This window comes from Peribacillus sp. NPDC096447 (genome assembly GCF_044762725.1).
GTDB lineage: Bacteria > Bacillota > Bacilli > Bacillales > DSM-1321 > Peribacillus.
Genome location: NZ_JBIWEV010000004.1, coordinates 62983 through 81202 on the forward strand (window position 1 = coordinate 62983; position 18220 = coordinate 81202).

Genomic DNA, 18220 nt, shown 5'->3' on the forward strand with positions numbered 1-18220 from the left:
TAGATACTTTGCGCTACTTCACCCATCTCCTTCTATTTATCTTATAACAAACCGAAGTGTTCTCCTGTGACTTTGTTCACTTCATCTGCCTTTATTTACATGGTGAATAGAAGGATGCATAGAAACGATTTTTCATCGCTTTTGTTAACCCTATCTTCAGCAGAACACTTCATGAATTGACTGAAACAAGAGGCCTTCCCCCTTAATTTGCTAGAGCAATTGTAAACATACTGGTTTGTGTTCGTATAGAAAATAAGATACTATTACGTTAAAATGACCGTCCAATAAGAGTAAGGGTGATATATATGAATGAGCGCAAACAATTGGTAGTTAAATATGCACACCAATTATTTATTGAAAAGGGATATCAAGCAACTTCCATTCAGGATATTTTAGATTATAGCGGCATTTCAAAAGGAACATTTTATAACTATTTTTCTTCTAAAAGCGAATTGCTTAAGGCAGTCTTCCTAACTTCGCAAGAAAAATTCGAAAAAGAGCGGAATGAATTGCTGATTGGGCAAAACCTTGCAGATATTGAGATATTCATCAAACAATCGGAATTACAAATGCACTCCAACAAAAACAATAAAATCTTTTTCTTATATGAAGAAGTAATGATTTCGAATGATACCGAACTTAAGAACTTCATCACACATGCTAAATTCCAGCATATCCATTGGCTATCAAAACGGTTTCTGGACATTTTCGGTGCTGATAAAAAACCCTATATTTTGGACTGTGCCATTCTTTACTCGGGAATGATGCATCAAACGATTCATTTTAATGCTTTGGCTAAAGAGCCCGATTTCAACCCTACTGAAATTATCCGTTATTGCGTCGATAGGATTAAATCGATTTTCGAAGATGTCAGCCAGTCAAATGCACAGCTTTTGGAACCCGATCTCATCAAGCAATGGCTGCCAGAGTGCTTCCATTCACAGCAGGATTTTCATACTGCACTCCTGCACTCTGCAAACGACCTAAAAAAGATGATCCTAAGGCTATGCCAAGATGATGAAGCAGAACGGGTTAAAAACCTAAAATTGATTCACTTTATCCAAGAGGAATTATTACAAAACGTTGAACCGCGAACCTTTCTCATTGAAAGTGCCCTGCTTTCCTTAAACACCAATCCAAAATTGAAAAACACATTGGAATTAAGTGAATTCGAAAAGATCATAGCCAACAATTAAATAGAAAAAGAAGACAAATGGGGTTCGGAATGGTCTTATCCCAAACCTTGATTTCACAACAAGACTAAGTTATACTAAATGGTTTTTTACTGTTTTATAAAATCCTCAATGTATTGAAGAAAACTAGCTGAAACGTTCTTTTTGAGGGATTGTAAAATAGAACGTTGATTTCCTCTACAGGCACTCGCTTTCCGCGGGCGGTCCGGGAGCCTCCTCGGCGCAAGCGCCTGTGGGGTCTCCCTTGGACGCGTTTTCCCCACAGGAGTCTCGAACACCCGCTCCAATCAACTGGACTGTTTTTAAAGAAAAACTGCTTTAAGACCCTTTAATGGGCCTTTTTTCACTCTGAGGGAATACATATCGTATTCCTCTTTTTTTTGTGACAATTCTGCAAACATATAACTGAAATTCATGAAATTTTAGTATAATGACTTGTAGTTAAGGTGACTTCAGGAGGAGTTTTTCATGAACATAATAATGCGTTTTCTTATCAACGGGCTGGTATTGCTCGTTATTGACTGGCTTCTCGACTCCATCACGATTAAATCTTACGGAACAGCCTTGCTGGCGGTTTTTATATTATCAATCATGAACTTGCTGGTTAGGCCCATTCTCCAGCTTATCACATTGCCGATCACCATCCTGACGTTCGGGTTGTTTTCTTTCATTATCAATGCCTTCACATTCCAAATCACTTCCTATGCCGTCAGTGGCTTTGTAATAAATTCTTTTTGGGGAGCTTTAATCGGATCATTGTTATTGAGTTTCATTCAAAGTCTTCTTATAAAACAGAGTAAAAAAAAACGTCAGTAGCATACTGACGGTTTCAGCTGTAGACAAACTCGATGAAAAATCGAATTTGTCTACAGTTTTTTTGAGTTTATACATTGATTTCCACTACAGGCACTCGCTTTCCGCGTTCAGGGGAGCCTCGAACACCCGCTCCAATCAACTTTGTTTTAAAATTTAGATAGAAATCATACCTTGGGCCAATTGGTTACTGAAAATCATTTTGGTAAAAGGTACGTATTCCGAAGTCGATCGCCAAAGTTTAGAACCTGTATTTTTGTTAAAACTTCCCTTCATTTCAAATAACGTACCCCTTTTTTCTACAAACTGAATCAGTAAGTTGGATACTGACGGTTTTTCGTATCATTTTCATTTCCAAAACAGCCTTCGATATTTCCCGGGCTATTTCCCTAAATTCCGCTAAGCTTCACTAGCTGTATTCGCTCATTTTTGACAATGCAGAAGGAGAAAGCGCCTCAAATCCATAACTTTACATATACATGCCGATTTCTCTCGAAATGGGTATGAATCGATTTATGGAGGAATGACATGTTCACAAAACATGAACCAAGATTTTCACTGCCCATTTTACTCGTGCTTGCTTTCTTTATTCCCACTTTTTTCATTACCCCATCATTAGCCGCGGCTGGAGATGGCAGCTTGTCATCTCCTTACTCCGTTTCCCAAGCCATTGCGAATCAAGACAGCACGGTTAAAACGGTCAGTGGCTATGTGACGGGACAGCCCACTTCAGCCAATAACGTCATCACGAGCGGCTATCCGAATGATTATGCCATAGCATTGGCAGACAGTTCATCGGAAACAAACAATGCCAAAATGGTATATGTTCAGATCCCATCCTCCCTCCGCCCTGAATTTGGCTTAAAAACAAATCCTTCTTTAAAAGGAAAAAAAGTCACCGTAACTGGCACACTGAGTACCTATTTCACTCATCCAGGCTTAAAAGATGTATCTTCCATGTTTTCAGGGAATGATTCACCAGAACCGGAGACACCGGGGGTTGGCTCATACTATGATTCAGCCAGCGGAAAATCAGGGTTGGCGCTAAAGAATGCCCTCCATCAAATCATCGATGACCATTCGGAAATATCATATTCAAATGTATGGGACGCTTTACGGAAAACCGATGAGGACCCGAATAACACCAATAATGTCATTCTTCTTTATACAGGGCGTTCCCAAGGAAAAACGATGAACGGATCCGGTGTTAATGATTGGAATCGCGAGCATGTATGGGCAAAATCACATGGTGATTTTGGTACCACTTTAGGTCCCGGCACCGATCTGCATCATCTTCGGCCGACTGATGTCTCTGTCAACAGTACAAGAAACAACCTGGACTTTGATAATGGAGGTTCTGAACATACCGAAGCGATAGGAAATTACTATGATTCTGATTCATGGGAACCTCGCGATAGTGTCAAAGGTGATGTCGCCCGGATGCTGTTTTATATGGCGGTTCGGTACGAGGGTGATGCAGGGGAAGTCGATTTAGAATTAAATAATCAAGTGAACAATGGTACCGCCCCATATCATGGTAAATTGGCTGTTTTACTGGAATGGAATGAACAGGATCCTGTAGATGCCTTCGAGCGTAACCGGAATGAGATCATTTATAATGAATATCAGCATAATCGCAACCCTTTCATAGATCATCCTGAATGGGCCTCCGCCATCTGGCAATGATAAAACGAACAAGCTGTTCCTTATTTTTGGGACAGCTTTTCCACTGTTAAATATCTAAATTTTTAGAAAAATCACATAATTATATTTTGGTTAAATAGCATTCCGATTAGTTTTGAAAGTTTGTTAGACGATGATAACAGATAGAATCACTTCCGTGGTAAGCGTTTTCATTTTTTTCTTTACATTCTGACTATTAAAATATATTATTTAGTTGTAATATTATGTGAAAAACCAATGAATAATATGTATTCTGCTCTACTAGTGATAAAATGCTAGATAGAGAAAATTAAACTCCAACATAGAAAAGGGGAAAATTATGCAAAACTCCAAAGAATCTCAACTGCATAGAGGTTTGGAAGAAAGACATATAGCATTAATGTCTCTTGGCGCAGCTATTGGAGTCGGTTTATTTCTCGGCTCGGCATCTGCGATTAAATTAGCCGGTCCAGCCATCATCATTTCCTATGCAATTGGCGGGCTTATGATCTATCTTATCATGCGGGCACTAGGGGAAATGGCGATAAAAAATCCAGTTGCTGGATCTTTCAGTCGCTATGCAAGTGAATTTGTCGGTCCTCTTGCCGGATACATAACCGGATGGAATTACTGGTTCGTGTGGATCGCCACCTGTATGGCTGAAATTACCGCAGTCGGAATCTATATGCAATTTTGGTTTCCTGATACTCCGCAATGGGCTTGGGCGTTAGCCGCACTTGCCATCATGACAACGATTAACTTTCTTGCTGTAAAAGCTTACGGTGAATTGGAGTTTTGGTTCGCCCTTATTAAAATAGTAACGATCATCCTTATGATCGTCCTTGGCTTCGGAATGATCATCTTTGGACTGGGGAACGGCGGAATCGCGGTCGGATTCGGCAACCTTGTTGAAAATGGAGGCTTTTTCCCGAATGGGATTTCTGGTGTCATCCTCTCGTTCCAAATGGTCATGTTCGCCTATTTGGGAATTGAAATGCTCGGTGTAACCGCAGGTGAAGTTAAAAACCCTGAAAAATCTTTAAAAAGAGCCATCGATACCGTTTTTTATCGGATTTTACTTTTTTACGTTTTGGCTCTGACAGTCATTTTATCAATCACTCCATGGGATGAAATGAATGGAGAAAACAGCCCATTCGTTATGATGTTTGATAAAATCGGTATTCCAGGCGCAGCAGGGATCATTCAGTTTGTCGTACTGACAGCGGCCCTTTCATCTTGTAACAGCGGGATCTTCAGTACAGGAAGAATGTTATTCAACCTAGCGCAGCAAGGTGAATCACCAAAAAGTTTCGAGCGTACAACAAAGTCAGGCGTTCCTGGCGTTGCCATTATCGTTTCAGCTATCGTGCTTCTTTTCGGTGTTTACCTTAACTACATGGAAGCCGATAAAGTTTTCACTTACGTCACAAGTGTCGCTACATTCGGTGCCCTCTGGACATGGGGAACCATACTTGTCACACAGATTATGTCTAGGCGGAAAATGAGTCAGGGAGAAAAACAAGGCTTGTCTTACAAGATGCCTCTTTTCCCATTCACTTCTTATTTAACTTTAGCCTTTTTAGTATTCGTAATGGTAGTACTCGGTTTTTCAGCAGATACAAGAATCGCTCTAATCGTTGGTCCGATTTGGATCTTACTGTTGGTAGCCCTGTATTATGTGACCGGATTGCATAAACGGAAAAGATAAATGCCAGAGGGTGCCAATCTAATTGGCACCCTCTAATTCTTGCCTTCACCTTTTACCCCTTCTTTTGATCACCCAATGGACCGCCGCACCAGCTCCGCCTAAAATAATGAGGATGGGCAAGTTTCCTATTATAAAAACAATGATTCCTGAACCCGCTTTAAGTAATAGATTCGCACTTGTTGCAAGTTGTTTCTTCGTTCTTTCCCATGTATTCAATTCCTTATTATCAATGCCCGGCACAACTATCCCGTCCTGTGATAACGTGATGGTAACCGTCGAATAAGAGGTCTGGTTCTCAAGATACTTCATTTGCCCGGTCAGCTGCTCTATTTCTTCTTGCACCACGGCAAGATCGGATGATATTTTCAGCAAATCTTCCGTCTTCTCAGCATCCTTCATGAATGCAAGCAATCTTTCCTCTACTGCCCTCTTTGACTTCAATCTTGCTTTTAAATCTACGTATTGTTCCGTTACATCCTGTCCTGTCACATTCCTTCCGACCACTTCTGAAGCCTCGCCCTCGCTATCGGCTAGAAAATCCTGAAAATGGGCTTCAGGGACCCGAACAGTGATCGTTCCTTCCACCAGTTCTTCATCTTCCCTGTATACATTGGACTCGACAACATATCCGCCATATTCAGCCACCTTATTCTCAATCTTAATTTGTGCCTTTTCGAGGTTCTTCACCTTCAACTCAAGCTGAGCTTGATGGATGACCTTTCTCTCATCCGTCACCCCTACTTCCGCGACTTCTTCCGGCTCCTTATTCCCAGAAAAGGAAGCGTCCATTTTACTGATCGCCTTTTCATCCTGTGATTCAGATGTTGAATCATCTTTTTCATTACTGCTGCAAGCAGCAAGTAAAAGGAACAAACTGAACATAAACATCATTGTTTTACGGTTCATCGACACTCCCCCTTTTCTTAATAGTACCGACGTAAAGTTTGGAAGAAAGTTACACTTCTTGATTAAAGGAGATGTTTTATTTTTAGATGAGAAGGTAAAGGTATAAGAACATACAAATAATGAAGAAAGAAGAGGATTGCATTATGAACTAAGGAAAATTAGCCAAAAGTGTATTGGTACCTGTGGTCGGAGGCTCACTTGTGGGGATATTCGCCACAAGGAATTCAAAAGAAATTTATGACAAACTCAAGAAACCTGCTTTTGCTCCTCCTTCCTGGACTTTCCCCGTTGCTTGGACCAGCCTTTATACAATCATGGGAATAGCGAAATATCGCATTGCATCCAAAGAAAAAGAATCGAAGTCCGCTGAAATCCTCTATGATACTCAACTAGGGTTGAATTTCTTATGGTCTTTTTTATTCTTCAAATGGGGCTTGCGCGGAACAGCCTTTATTGAAATGGCTGCACTGCTGACCTTGATTACATTAACCGCATTCGAGTTTTATAAAATAGACCGTACATCCGGTTTAGCGATGGTTCCCTATATAGCATGGGTCACCTTTGCATTGGGATTGAACTTTTCCATTTTCAGAAACAATTAATCACAAAAAAGGAAGCGCCCCTTATATTAAGGAGCGCTCTCTTTTAGGATTCACGAGTAAATGTTGAAAACTCACGAGTAAATGTGCAAGTTTCACGAGTAAATCCGCTTAACTCACGAGTAAATGCTCAATTTTCACGAGTAACCCGCTTAACTCACGAGTAATTCTCTATTAATTATTGATATTCGTAATTCTGCCTTCAATTTCGGCCGTGATTTTTCCGCCTTTGAACGTTTCTTTTACATAGTTAACGAAAGCTTCCAGATCAGCATGTCCAAACACACGCTCTTTTCCTTTCAGGACGGTATAGTTATCACCGCCGCTTGCCATGAAATCATTGACGGCCACCGTGTATGTTTCGGTATCCTTGATAGGTGTTCCGTCCGCTTTCTTCAATAAAGTGACACGTTCCGTGACAGGTTTACTGAAGTCGGCTGTATAGCTCAGTCCAGAAATTTGCAAAGTTTTCGGAGATCCTTCAACGATCCATTGCTGTTGAAGCAGCGTTTTCACTTCCGCTCCAGTCAGTTCCAGCTTAACCAATACGTTTCCGAACGGCTGGATTTTTGCTAAATCTGAAAAAGTGACTTCCCCCTTTGGAATATCTGCACGAATTCCGCCTGGATTCATGAAGGCAAAATCGGAATTCAAATCTGCCTTCATTGAATCGGCAATTAAATTCCCAAGGCCCGTTTCCTGCGTATACGCATTGGTTCTTAAAATTTTCTCATCCGTTGTCCCAAGCGGGGCTTTCAACTCGGGGAACATGTCTAGATAGTCGTTAATGAATTTTGTCGTCCCGGCATCCGGTGTGATGCCATCTTGTGTAACCGTGACAATCTCAGCTGACTTTTTGACAATATCCTTTGTGTTTGGATTGATTTCCAAATCCACATCTTCAAAAGCCGTTCCATAAGAGTAAGCTTGTACAATCAATTTATTATCCACATAGTTGTTGACCTTTGCATGATTATCTCCTGCTAAAATCACATCTACTTCATCATCCACAGCATTAGCAAGATCAGCCACTTCGCCTGTGATGACCCCTTCCTTTTCAGTGCCTGGGTCATGTGAGATGATCACAATCGATTTGACGCCTTTTTCCTTCAACTCGTTAACCGCCTTATTTACGGCAGGTGCCTGTTCTATGAATTCCACATTCTTAATGCCATCCGGACTTACTTTTTGAGGTGTGGCATTCGTGACTACACCTATGAACCCAATATCAACCCCGCCGACCTTTTTTATGACGTAAGGATCCAAAATCGGTTTTTTCGTGTCTTTATATACGACATTGGCAACTACATATGGAAAGTTCAATTTATCGAATACCACATCGGATATTGGCGACTTTCCGCCATTGATTTGAGCCATCAGGGTTTCTACCCCTTTGTCGAACTCATGGTTCCCGACAGTTCCGACATCGAATTTCATATTATTCAAAAACTGAAGCGTCGGTTTGTCCTGGATCAAAGAAGAAACGGGTGCACTTGCCCCAACAGCATCCCCTGCCGAAAGTAAAAGTGTATTTTCAGGGTTTTCAGCTTTACGCTGCTTCAAGTGCGCAGCTAAATAATCGGCACGCCCTTGTTTGATACCGCCAAAATCTGAAGTTGTATCAAGCTGGCCGTGAAGATCATTGATACCGAGCAGTTGCACCTTAACGTTTTCTTTCCCCAAATTATATTTGTAAATGCCAAAGCCTTTATCATCCTTTTTGCCTGTATAGGAAATCGGGCTGTCTTCATTTAAATATTCCGCACCTTTTGGTGATGAGGTGAAAGTAACGTTCACCTTGCCTGAAATTGGGGCAATCGACCAGTTATTATCAGCAGTTGGATTGATCTCACCCTCTTGAGTGATGTAATCCATCAAGATCTGGCGATTTTCATCCGCAGAGTCAACTACATATTCGCTGCCCTTGACTCCCGGGAAGTTCCCCCCGCCCGAAGCACGGTAATTATTCGTCACGACGATGAAATCTTGATTCGGGTCCACTGGTTCACCATTATATTTCAAATCTGCAATCCTGCTTGAATCCGACACTTTTATCCCTTTTTCATCATAGCGCGGAGCCTTGGTGACATCGATTTGATACGTAACGCCGTCAATCACATCAAAATTATAAACGGCAAACTTTCCATTAAGCAGCTCCTGTTCCTCAGACTTGGCAGGATCGATTGTATTATATTTCCCGGCAGACATTTCTAGCCACTCTTTAACAACTGACCCTTTGACTTTGATTGCCTTCAAGGTATTATCGTATAAATATAAATCACCGGCGCTGCGAATGGTCAGTCCGCCTTCCTTGATTTCGGTGAATTCCTCGACTCCATTGCGACCCGCTTTGAAAGGGGCTCCTACAGAGAGAATCGGCAAGTCCTTGTATTCAGGACGGTTGCTTTGGATGTATTTTTCTACATACCATTTCTGTGCGCTCGTCACGACCTGTACGGAAGGATCGTCTTGCACAAGGGCGAAATAACTATGAATTGGAGCTGTAGTCGTTCCAATTGGCGTGTTAACATACTTGATCGTTCCTTCGTGATCCTTCTTCACGGCTTTTATGACAGATGCATCTTCAGCTGCTTTTTTTCCTGTTATTTTATCGTTGATTGCACGTGTTGATGAATCGGAATTGACGACTTTCCATTTCCCCTTGATATTCTGGATATCAAGATCGATAATCCCGAGATTACTGCCGCCATATCCTGCTTGAACAGCTGGTACACCATTGATGGTACCCTTTTCATTATCCACGCCTTTAAGGACTTTTCCTTGGCTATCTTTGAATAGGCTGTCTAAAGAAGCCTCATCTTGTGCCGGAAAGACCTTATGCGTGTGGGAGAACGTGATGGCATCGATGCCGGATACCTTGCTTAATGAATAGATGACATCCTCGGTATTCTTGATATCGCCATTAAACCCGGAATGCGTGAGCGCCACGATGACATCCGCACCCTTTTTCTTCATTTCAGGTACATATTTTTTTGCAGTCGTGATGATTTCTTTTGTAATGACCTTACCTTCAAGGTTCGCTTTATCCCAATCCATGATTTGCGGAGGGGCAAATCCAATGTAGCCTATTTTTACTGATTTTTCTTTTCCATTGATGTCCTTTACTTTCTTTGTGACGATTTTATAAGGAGTATATTTATTTTTATCATTCTTTGAATTATTGTCTTTATCTTTTTTATAAACATTGGCATTGACATAAGGGAAGTTCGCATCGTTGATGGTCTCGTCCAAATAAGCTAAACCATAATTGAATTCATGATTGCCGAATGTGGCTACATCATAGTCAAGCAAGTTCATCGCTTTATAGACGGGATGGACTTCACCTTTTTTCAGTGGCGCTATTTTTGCTTTGTACGTACCTAGCGGCGTCCCTTGAATAAGGTCGCCGTTATCCACTAAAACGCTATTTTTCACTTCTTTTCGTGCCTGTTTGATTAAAGAAGCCGTGCGGGAAAAGCCGACAGAGTCCGATACGGCATCCTTATAATAATCATAGCTCACCAGATTAGTGTGTATATCTGTCGTTTCCATGATCCTTAGTTCAAAAGGCGCATCCGAAACGGAGGCTGCCAGGCTGTTGCCGAATTTACTCGTATTGCCGTTATACTTGGAGACAACCGATACTTTGATCCAATAACCCGATTTGTACGAGTTGAAGTACGCAGAGAACTTTTGGGCCGATTTAATATCCGCCTCAATGGCTGACTGTGAAATGACCTTCGTCCCATTCATTAATTGGAAGACAACGGTTTCATTTCCTTTGTTTCCTTTTTTCGGTGTGACCGTTACAGTCGCTTTGGTTCCTTTTGAGTAATTAACAGTAGGAGCTGAAATGGTAAATGGTTCAGTCTTGACCGGTTTCTTATTAGACTCTTTGGCGAATGTCTCCCCCGGTACGGTAAATGGGGCTGTAATCAAACTCACAGCAAGAATCGGGGCGAGCATCTTATTAACATGCATTTTGAACGACATACTTCACAACCCTTCTATTTTTGTAAAATGCTAGAATAATATATCATGATTTTGTCGAATAAACGCCAAAATTTACCGTAATATTACGAATTTTGAATAATTGGTACCCTTTACCCATTTTCATTCAGTGAACATGGACCTTTTTCCCTTCAAATATATATAAAAGGCTGGCCCATGAACATGGACCAGCCTGCTTACACCGTATGGGATTTCAATATCTTTCCTTCTTTCTTGGATGCTCTCTACTTCAGTGAAACCGTTTAACAGTAAACGGAAGCGCCGCTGAAGTTAATCCGCTTGATAATTATAAGACCAAGGCAATCACCCCAGCATACTCCCAATCGATAATGAAATGCTTACTGAAGAATCTAATAAATCATCAAAGCCATTGAAACAAATTAAATTCGTTATTATTCTTTATGGTTTTCTTTATCTATTAATTTTTCTCATGCGTTTTTTTGCAAAGTCTCTATAAACAAGGTTTCATCAAACAAAAGTGTAATTTAACGTAACTCAAAATAAAAGTCATAGAAATGTCACTTATGTAAAAATTTCCTGGCATATATAATTACATTTATGCTTGAAAAAAAGGATGTTTTTATTTGCCTAGTAATAAAAAGGAAGGCATAATCTTTGGACTTTTTATGTGTTTTGGTATGGTCCTTATTATGTCAGTTTACAACACAGCTTTACACGGCTTTTCATCGTTCACAGTAGGGGGTGCAGTGATTCAATTTGCGGTAACATTTATCGTCGCTTTTATTGCAGAGTCAGTTGAACCGAAGGCGCGTAAACTTGCATTATCACTGCCTTATGATAAATCGAAAGAAACCAACTTTATTATTGCAATTGCCTTTTGTATGGTCCCTGTAATGGTCCTTATTATGTCAGTATATGGGCTTATTTTAACTAGTTTAATGATAGGGATTGAGGGTTCAATTTTCATAGCTTACCTTAAAACAGTTGGTCTAAACTTTATCGTGGCGCTACCATCACAGTTACTAATTGTTGGACCAATCTCACGCTGGTTATTAACTAAATACATTAAACCAGCGACACAAAAGCCAAAATTAACAAAAATTTGAGCGCGTAAATATTAATATATATGACAAATAAATAAAAAGGATTAAGCTAATACGCTAATCCTTTTTATTTAATATGTTATAACCTACTGCGTTAATACGAAAAATTCCTTATATTATGAATTAAATGTCCAATCCAGATTATGAATTAACCTGTCCAATCCAGATCAAGGCGTTATCCTGTGAAACGACCATTATACCCAATATGGATTCCCTGCTTGTCCTCCCTCCATAATCCCTTTTTTTATTACCAGTTTTTAAAACATAAAGCCTATAAATCCCGATCTATTAAACTGGCGGATACCGGTTCGATGCCCATTTCCCTCGACCAGATGGACAGCTGGCCTATATGGTGAATTTCGTGTGCTATAAGATGACTTAGTATCCTGCCTTTTTCGTATGTCCCCTCCATCCAAGATGGCTGTATCATTCCTTGCTCATCTTCAATGGAATGGGAATTCAAATAGTCCATGACCTCAGAATGATAACGGATAGATAGATCTTCCACTTTTTCGATCGTATCATAGGCGTCCAAATCGATCGCGACATCAGGCTTCCCTTGTACGGCCTTGATCCAGCTGCATTCGACATCGATAATATGGGCAAGAGTCTTCAATATATTACCCATCCCTCCTGTTCGCTGCCGTTTCAGTTCCTCACTCGGTAAGGCCCTGCACCATTTGAACCACTCACTTCGCACCTGCCAGTTATAAATGAATAATGTCAACATCATCACAGCCCCTAACTCTTTGTCGTCCCTTTGTATTGATAATAATCCTGTCTTTGGATGGTTTTGAATCCACAAGATTCATAGAGTCTTAAAGCATGCTCATTAGTCGCCTCGACCTCGAGAAAAATATCATATCCCAGCTGGCATTGTTCGGCTACTACCTTTTTCAATGCCTTTCTGCCAAGTCCTTTTCCCTGGTATTTTGGCAAAATGGAAAATCCATAAATCCATGCTTCCCGGTCTGAGTGATCAACACGGATCTTACCGACTGCAAGGCCATCCTTTTCAATCATCATGGTTTTCAGAGTATCCTCATATAGGATTCGCTGATAATAATCCTTCGCCTCTTGTTTCGTAAATTGAAAACATTGAATATCCAGCTGAATTTCCGTTTTCTCATCATCTCTCCTTGAAGGGCGAACGACTGCATCGCCATAATCGTCAAGCTCCGTTTCGGACCACTTCATTTGAAACTCAGAAAAAGCAAACTCACATGGGAGCTGTTTCAAAAATCCTGTCCCTGAATGGGATTGGGCAGGTGAGTTCAAGAGAATCAACTTATAGTTGCGCTCCACGACACTCCTTATAGCCTCTTCCAGCAGCTTTGTAAAAATGCCTCGCCTCCGGTAATCAGGATGCACCATCCCGCACATCTCCACTTTGTTTCCGAAATCGTAAAGACCAATAAAACCAACAAGCTTCAATCCATCATAGTGAAAAAAGTCATTCTTTTGCACACCATTTCGACTGCGAAGCGTTTCCCAGTTCAGCTTTAAAGTAAAACCTTCACGTTCACATTCTTGCTGTAGGATTCGAATATCTTCTAGCTGTTTATCCTTCAAATTATCCACCCCTTTTCCATATTATCAGTTTATTACCAAAAAAAATAAGAAAAGCAGCACCCTTTTACTTGGATGCCGCATACTATTCATAAGTTTATTGATGAATGTTGTTTTTTTAAAAGTATTTTCACTTTAATCCATAAAACTAAAATCGTACGAGGGGAGGATTTCCTATCTAATTCTATTGTCGGATGAATTATAGTAGTAAAATGATTCCAAATGACGATTGTTTTTTACCTATTTTGTGCTATATTCCAAATAATGGTTTACCATTATTTTACTTAGTTTTAAAGGAGGGATTTAACTAAGTCTTGATTTTTTAAAGTACCCATTTCTTTATACCCGAATTCCGGACCCTTTTTAGAATAGAATCCGAAATTCGGTGTTTATCACCTGGCACATTACGTCCTGAGGTTATCGTTTTTTCGTTTTATGAGCGGACTTTTTTAAGTTCTCTACGTCCGTTGTCAGTTCTTTTAATTGTTTACCGAAGCGGAAGAGCAAAAACATAGAAACGACGAATGGATAGCCAAATTCGCTAACTAATGAAACCCACATAGTAGCATCCTCAATCATCATCCTCTTCACCCCTTTTCTTGTATCTGATATCTAAAGTGAAACTTGTCAAAAAAAATCAATCTAGCACTATTGATTTATGGAAAAAAGAACGAATGTTCCTATATAATTGATTTATTCCCCTTGTCTATCACTTTATTAATAAAAGGAGGGATAACAATGAACCACTTAACTTCTCATTTTTTTTCTCATTCATTGGAGTTTCTGCAGCAACAGTACTCATCTTTCTTTGCACAACCGATCATTCATTTATTTTTACAGAACCCAGAGCATTTAAAGATTTTCACTGAAACTCTTGATTCCCCTTCTTCCCACAACATTGATCATCTCAACGAGACTTTCAAAATTTTCTATTACCGGGCTAAAGTATACAAATACATGTGCTCCTTAATTTACTTTTTCTCTGTTGATTTTGATAAAAGGGCACGGAAACAGCGGGAACGCTATCGAATGGTACTTGATGCGACACCAAGGGATACTGGCGGATTGATCGATCGAGTCGGCACTATGGACGTTCAACTTGAAAAGATGGGGGAAACGAATGAACTCGCTTCACACATAAGTGATGAAGAGATGATAAAAGCCTTGAAAAAGTTAACAGCCAAACAAAACCTGGTGCTCACCATGATCTTTTCCTACGGCCTATCCAACAAGGAAATTGCTGCCTATTTCCATGAGTCGCCACAGAATATCTCAAGCATCCGTAAACAAGCTTTAAAAAAACTTCGAAAGCACTATATGGATGAGGTATATGTTAGAAAGGAGAAAAGCCATTGTGGATAAAAAACTGTCAAAAGAAGAATTGTTGGATCTCATAGACTCTTTGAATCCTAAAATAAAAAAATCGTTAAAAAACACGAACTATCAAGACCGAAATGATCTGGAGCAAGAAATTAAACTCAAGATCATTGAATCATATGAAAAAATCGCAGCAATCGAGGCCCCTAATTTTGAGGAGTTCCTTGCAGAATTCTTTACTAAGCAAAAACAATGAAAAAGTACCAAGTCCAGAGCAAGAATGCTGGACTTGGTATTTTTTTTCTGAATATCAGTATGATGGTTTCAATGTTAGCTTATCACCTTTTGGATCATCCATTGTGGTCTTGTGATAAGTACCTTCTGCCCAATCATCAAGCTGATCATGGTACCACTCACTTTTCACGTTACCTGATTGACCCGGGCCAACGAGGTGATATCCTTGATTCATGTCGGCTAGGTCGATGACGAATCTCCAGGAGCCACCGTGATTAACGGTTCCATCATCTAAAAATGCCGCCGCCTGTACGGTGACACTGCTGCCGCCTACCGGTATTCCGCCGCCGCTGTTAAATAAATAATTTAACGGGGCGACACTCGATAACGGGTGATTAAACCTGACCTGATGATAGTCTCCCCATTCCCAATCAGCTATATTGTCACCTTGTGATTCTTCCAGTTCCGTTAACGTCATCTGTAACGACTTGGCAAGCACCTGCTCAAGTCCGCCTGCCTCTTCAATCCAAGGGCCCGGTTTACCGTCCAGCGCCCGCCTTAGTAGTTCATCAACGGCCGAACGCCTTCCATTAAAGAGGTTGAGGGTTTCTTCCGGTATTTCTTCCGTAAGCAGAACATCCCCTATTTTTCGCATCCAGACATTGAAAATCATCGGTGCCGCTTCATCAACGGAATCAATATGATTCCATTTCTTCAGAATCGTTAGTGCCTGGTCTTCCTGTTTCCCCGATGGACCTTTCAATACATCCACGAATTGAGGAACAAACTCCTTAGCTTGCAAATTCACCTTATCCATCTGCAGGCTTTGCATATCCTCGGCCGTAAGCTTTTTATTGGCTTTTAAAAACTCCTGTATCCTCATCTGACGGTACGGCTGTGCCCAGTTATTGCTGATGTGGTAAGGGTAATCATCCGAGATGACTTTATTATTCGCTGTCGAAATGAATCCCTCTTCCGGATTCACCGTTTTTGGAAGTTCATCAAAGGGAATAAAGCCTTTCCACTCAAATTCATCCGTCCAGCCAGGTACAGGCAGCATACTATCGCCCTTTTTCCGGATTGGGATTTTCCCATTCGCCTTATAGGCAATCGTCCCGTCGACTGAGGCAAAGACGAAATTCTGGGCCGGCGTTTCGAATTGCAAGAGGGCCTTTTCGAATTCTTTCCAGCTTCCCGCTTTATTCATATTCAGTACCGCTTCAAGCTCGGCAGATGGATCAAGTGCCGTCCACCTTAATGCAAGCACTGTATCTTTTCCGCTTTTTCCGGCAAACTCGGAGACAACCGGTCCATGGCGGGTAACCGTCACTTTATAATCGAGTGTTTTACCATCCTTCACCTTGATGGGTTCGTCCAAGATTTCAGCTTGTTCCCATTTACCTTTGTAGGAGAATTCTTTCTCGTTTTCCGGGTTTCTCCTCTCAATATATAGATCCTGTACATCCGGACCGGTATTGGTCACACCCCAAGCCACCTTTTCGTTATGACCGAGGATGATTCCCGGAATCCCGGCAAAAATAACACCGCTCACATTGACCGGTGGGGCCTCCAAATGCATTTGATACCACACGGACGGCGTAGCTAATCCCAGATGGGGATCATCGGCCAATAACGGCTGACCGGAATCCGTTTTCTTGCCTGAAACTACCCAGTTATTGCTGCCATTGAATTCATAAGGAATAACGGCCCCGGCAAAACTTTTTTCAATATCCAGTTCTTCTTTGCTGATGATATATGGAGCGTTCTTTGGATAATCAGGAAATAAATCATATGCTTTTTCCTTTGGGAACGTTTGCAGCAAATACTGCCTAAACGCCTGATCTTCCCAGTTCCCGCCTAAATCAAAGGCCATATATTTACCGATGGTCAGTGAATCGACGGGTGTCCACGGCTCTGGTTCATATCCAAGCAAAGTGAACTCCGCCGGCCATTTCCCATTCTCCTTCAATTCATCGATATAAAGATTTACCCCCTCGGCAAACACATCCAAAGCTTCTTTCCCATCACTTGTATATGCTGCATAAGAGGCTTCAGCTGCCCGCCTCAACCCAAGTGTACGGAAATACTTATCGTTTTTGACGGTTTTCTCACCAATCACTTCACTCAATCTTCCTGAAGCCTGACGCCTGCTTAAATCCATTTGAAATAAACGGTCCTGTGCTTGGATATACCCTTGGGCTAAATACAAATCATGTTCATTCGCTGCGTTGATATGCGGGACCCCACTTGAGTCCCTCACCACCGTAACCGGTTTCAAAAGACCTGGAAGCGATATTACCCCCTTCGTTTCCGGCAAGGATCTTGAAAGAAATACATTTGCAGCAATCAAGACAGACAGCAAAAGTATCATCACGATTCCAAAACTCCATAGCACCCGCTTTCTCCACTTCCGTTTTGGCTTTTGCTGAGGTACGGCAACTTCCATCGATTCATCTCCCTCTCTCTCCCCATAAAACTCTCTTTCTTTCTATTTAAGATATTCCGCGTTTCCACCTATCTTTCCTACCAACATCCTTACATTCTCTCTTTTTATTTCTGTAAGGTTGGAAAGGTCCAAGGACGAATTTCTACCGCGAAATTGCTCCGATAAACATTAAATCAAATGCAAAAACACCGATACAAAGTATCGATGTGGCAGGGGATGCTAGCTATTTGCAATAATGTATTCAATGACTTTATCTGCATCGTCTGTATAAAAGAGAGCTTTATCAAAGTCATGGGCCGCCTTCGTCTCGGCTTCCATGTATTCAATTGGGGAGAGGAGACCAAGTAGCCTCTTCCATTTATGAGTTTTCTCGAGAAGTTTTCTTTCCTTTTTTATATCCTCTGGTATGAATTCATTAATGATAAAACATGGGTCGGAAAATGAGGGGTCCCGAAAACGCTCGTTCAAGGCTCGCAATTTATCCCGGTCCCATTCGACCCTTACCAAGTCCGATATGACCGAGACATTTTGGACCGAGTTGAGGATGCGCTTGGACAAAATATCATATTCTTCGTCCTCCAACCCTATATCCGTCATGATTCCTACACAATACCATTTTTCGTTATGATCAGGTTCTCCATTTTTCTTAAAAAACACTCTTCGTCCACCTTCCTCACACGCTTTACATTATTCACTTT

15 protein-coding genes are annotated in these 18220 nt (G+C 41.0%); 8 read left to right on the forward strand and 7 right to left on the reverse strand.

Annotated features, from left to right (window positions below):
* Nucleotides 1-305: 305 nt before the first annotated feature.
* The 4 genes from ACIQZD_RS14665 to ACIQZD_RS14680 all read left to right on the forward strand — a co-directional run bounded on the left by ACIQZD_RS14665 (nucleotide 306) and on the right by ACIQZD_RS14680 (nucleotide 5376).
* Entirely contained in the window at nucleotides 306-1196 is an 891-nt protein-coding gene (locus ACIQZD_RS14665) for a TetR/AcrR family transcriptional regulator (protein ID WP_101223580.1), read from the forward strand.
* Nucleotides 1197-1661: 465 nt separating this feature from the next.
* Nucleotides 1662-2009: a phage holin family protein gene (locus tag ACIQZD_RS14670; protein WP_352926458.1), complete on the forward strand. Its 348-nt coding sequence runs from the start codon at nucleotides 1662-1664 to the stop codon at nucleotides 2007-2009.
* Between the two features lie 525 nt (nucleotides 2010-2534).
* On the forward strand, nucleotides 2535-3692 hold the full coding sequence (locus tag ACIQZD_RS14675) for an endonuclease (RefSeq protein ID WP_402903907.1): 1158 nt from the start codon (nucleotides 2535-2537) through the stop codon (nucleotides 3690-3692).
* 316 nt (nucleotides 3693-4008) lie between these two features.
* Nucleotides 4009-5376: an amino acid permease gene (locus ACIQZD_RS14680; protein ID WP_101223582.1), complete on the forward strand. Its 1368-nt coding sequence runs from the start codon at nucleotides 4009-4011 to the stop codon at nucleotides 5374-5376.
* 45 nt (nucleotides 5377-5421) lie between these two features.
* Here ACIQZD_RS14680 and ACIQZD_RS14685 read toward each other — a convergent pair whose 3' ends face one another.
* Nucleotides 5422-6282, reverse strand: a complete 861-nt coding sequence (locus tag ACIQZD_RS14685) for a DUF4349 domain-containing protein (RefSeq protein ID WP_402903911.1) — start codon at nucleotides 6280-6282, stop codon at nucleotides 5422-5424.
* A gap of 182 nt (nucleotides 6283-6464) precedes the next feature.
* Between ACIQZD_RS14685 and ACIQZD_RS14690 the strand changes: the two genes are divergently transcribed.
* Nucleotides 6465-6884 (forward strand): TspO/MBR family protein, encoded by a 420-nt coding sequence (locus tag ACIQZD_RS14690; RefSeq protein WP_402903914.1) that lies wholly within the window; start codon nucleotides 6465-6467, stop codon nucleotides 6882-6884.
* Between the two features lie 171 nt (nucleotides 6885-7055).
* Here the strand turns inward: ACIQZD_RS14690 and ACIQZD_RS14695 are convergent, their stop codons facing one another.
* Nucleotides 7056-10874 (reverse strand): bifunctional 2',3'-cyclic-nucleotide 2'-phosphodiesterase/3'-nucleotidase, encoded by a 3819-nt coding sequence (locus ACIQZD_RS14695; protein ID WP_402903917.1) that lies wholly within the window; start codon nucleotides 10872-10874, stop codon nucleotides 7056-7058.
* Nucleotides 10875-11476: 602 nt separating this feature from the next.
* Between ACIQZD_RS14695 and ACIQZD_RS14700 the strand changes: the two genes are divergently transcribed.
* On the forward strand, nucleotides 11477-11959 hold the full coding sequence (locus tag ACIQZD_RS14700; protein WP_402903920.1) for a DUF2798 domain-containing protein: 483 nt from the start codon (nucleotides 11477-11479) through the stop codon (nucleotides 11957-11959).
* 268 nt (nucleotides 11960-12227) lie between these two features.
* On the opposite strand, the gene ACIQZD_RS14705 is transcribed toward ACIQZD_RS14700, so the two are convergent.
* From ACIQZD_RS14705 to ACIQZD_RS14715, 3 genes are all read right to left on the reverse strand, one after another.
* On the reverse strand, nucleotides 12228-12686 hold the full coding sequence (locus ACIQZD_RS14705; protein WP_402904822.1) for a DinB family protein: 459 nt from the start codon (nucleotides 12684-12686) through the stop codon (nucleotides 12228-12230).
* Nucleotides 12687-12697: 11 nt separating this feature from the next.
* Nucleotides 12698-13528 carry a GNAT family N-acetyltransferase gene (locus tag ACIQZD_RS14710; RefSeq protein ID WP_402903923.1) on the reverse strand — a complete coding sequence of 277 codons (831 nt, stop codon included), beginning with the start codon at nucleotides 13526-13528 and terminating at the stop codon, nucleotides 12698-12700.
* 414 nt (nucleotides 13529-13942) lie between these two features.
* Nucleotides 13943-14107, reverse strand: a complete 165-nt coding sequence (locus tag ACIQZD_RS14715; protein ID WP_081088496.1) for a YvrJ family protein — start codon at nucleotides 14105-14107, stop codon at nucleotides 13943-13945.
* Between the two features lie 156 nt (nucleotides 14108-14263).
* Between ACIQZD_RS14715 and ACIQZD_RS14720 the strand changes: the two genes are divergently transcribed.
* Both ACIQZD_RS14720 and ACIQZD_RS14725 read left to right on the forward strand, forming a co-directional pair.
* Entirely contained in the window at nucleotides 14264-14887 is a 624-nt protein-coding gene (locus ACIQZD_RS14720; protein WP_402903927.1) for a sigma-70 family RNA polymerase sigma factor, read from the forward strand.
* The gene (locus ACIQZD_RS14725) at nucleotides 14880-15098 is read left to right on the forward strand and encodes a hypothetical protein (RefSeq protein WP_081395591.1); all 219 of its coding nucleotides are present in this window, start codon (nucleotides 14880-14882) and stop codon (nucleotides 15096-15098) included. The genes ACIQZD_RS14720 and ACIQZD_RS14725 overlap by 8 nt, the downstream gene beginning before the upstream one ends.
* 54 nt (nucleotides 15099-15152) lie before the next feature.
* On the opposite strand, the gene ACIQZD_RS14730 is transcribed toward ACIQZD_RS14725, so the two are convergent.
* Nucleotides 15153-17522: a penicillin acylase family protein gene (locus ACIQZD_RS14730; RefSeq protein WP_402903931.1), complete on the reverse strand. Its 2370-nt coding sequence runs from the start codon at nucleotides 17520-17522 to the stop codon at nucleotides 15153-15155.
* A 219-nt stretch (nucleotides 17523-17741) separates the two neighbouring features.
* Nucleotides 17742-18179, reverse strand: a complete 438-nt coding sequence (locus ACIQZD_RS14735) for a hypothetical protein (RefSeq protein WP_402903934.1) — start codon at nucleotides 18177-18179, stop codon at nucleotides 17742-17744.
* Nucleotides 18180-18220 lie beyond the last annotated feature (41 nt).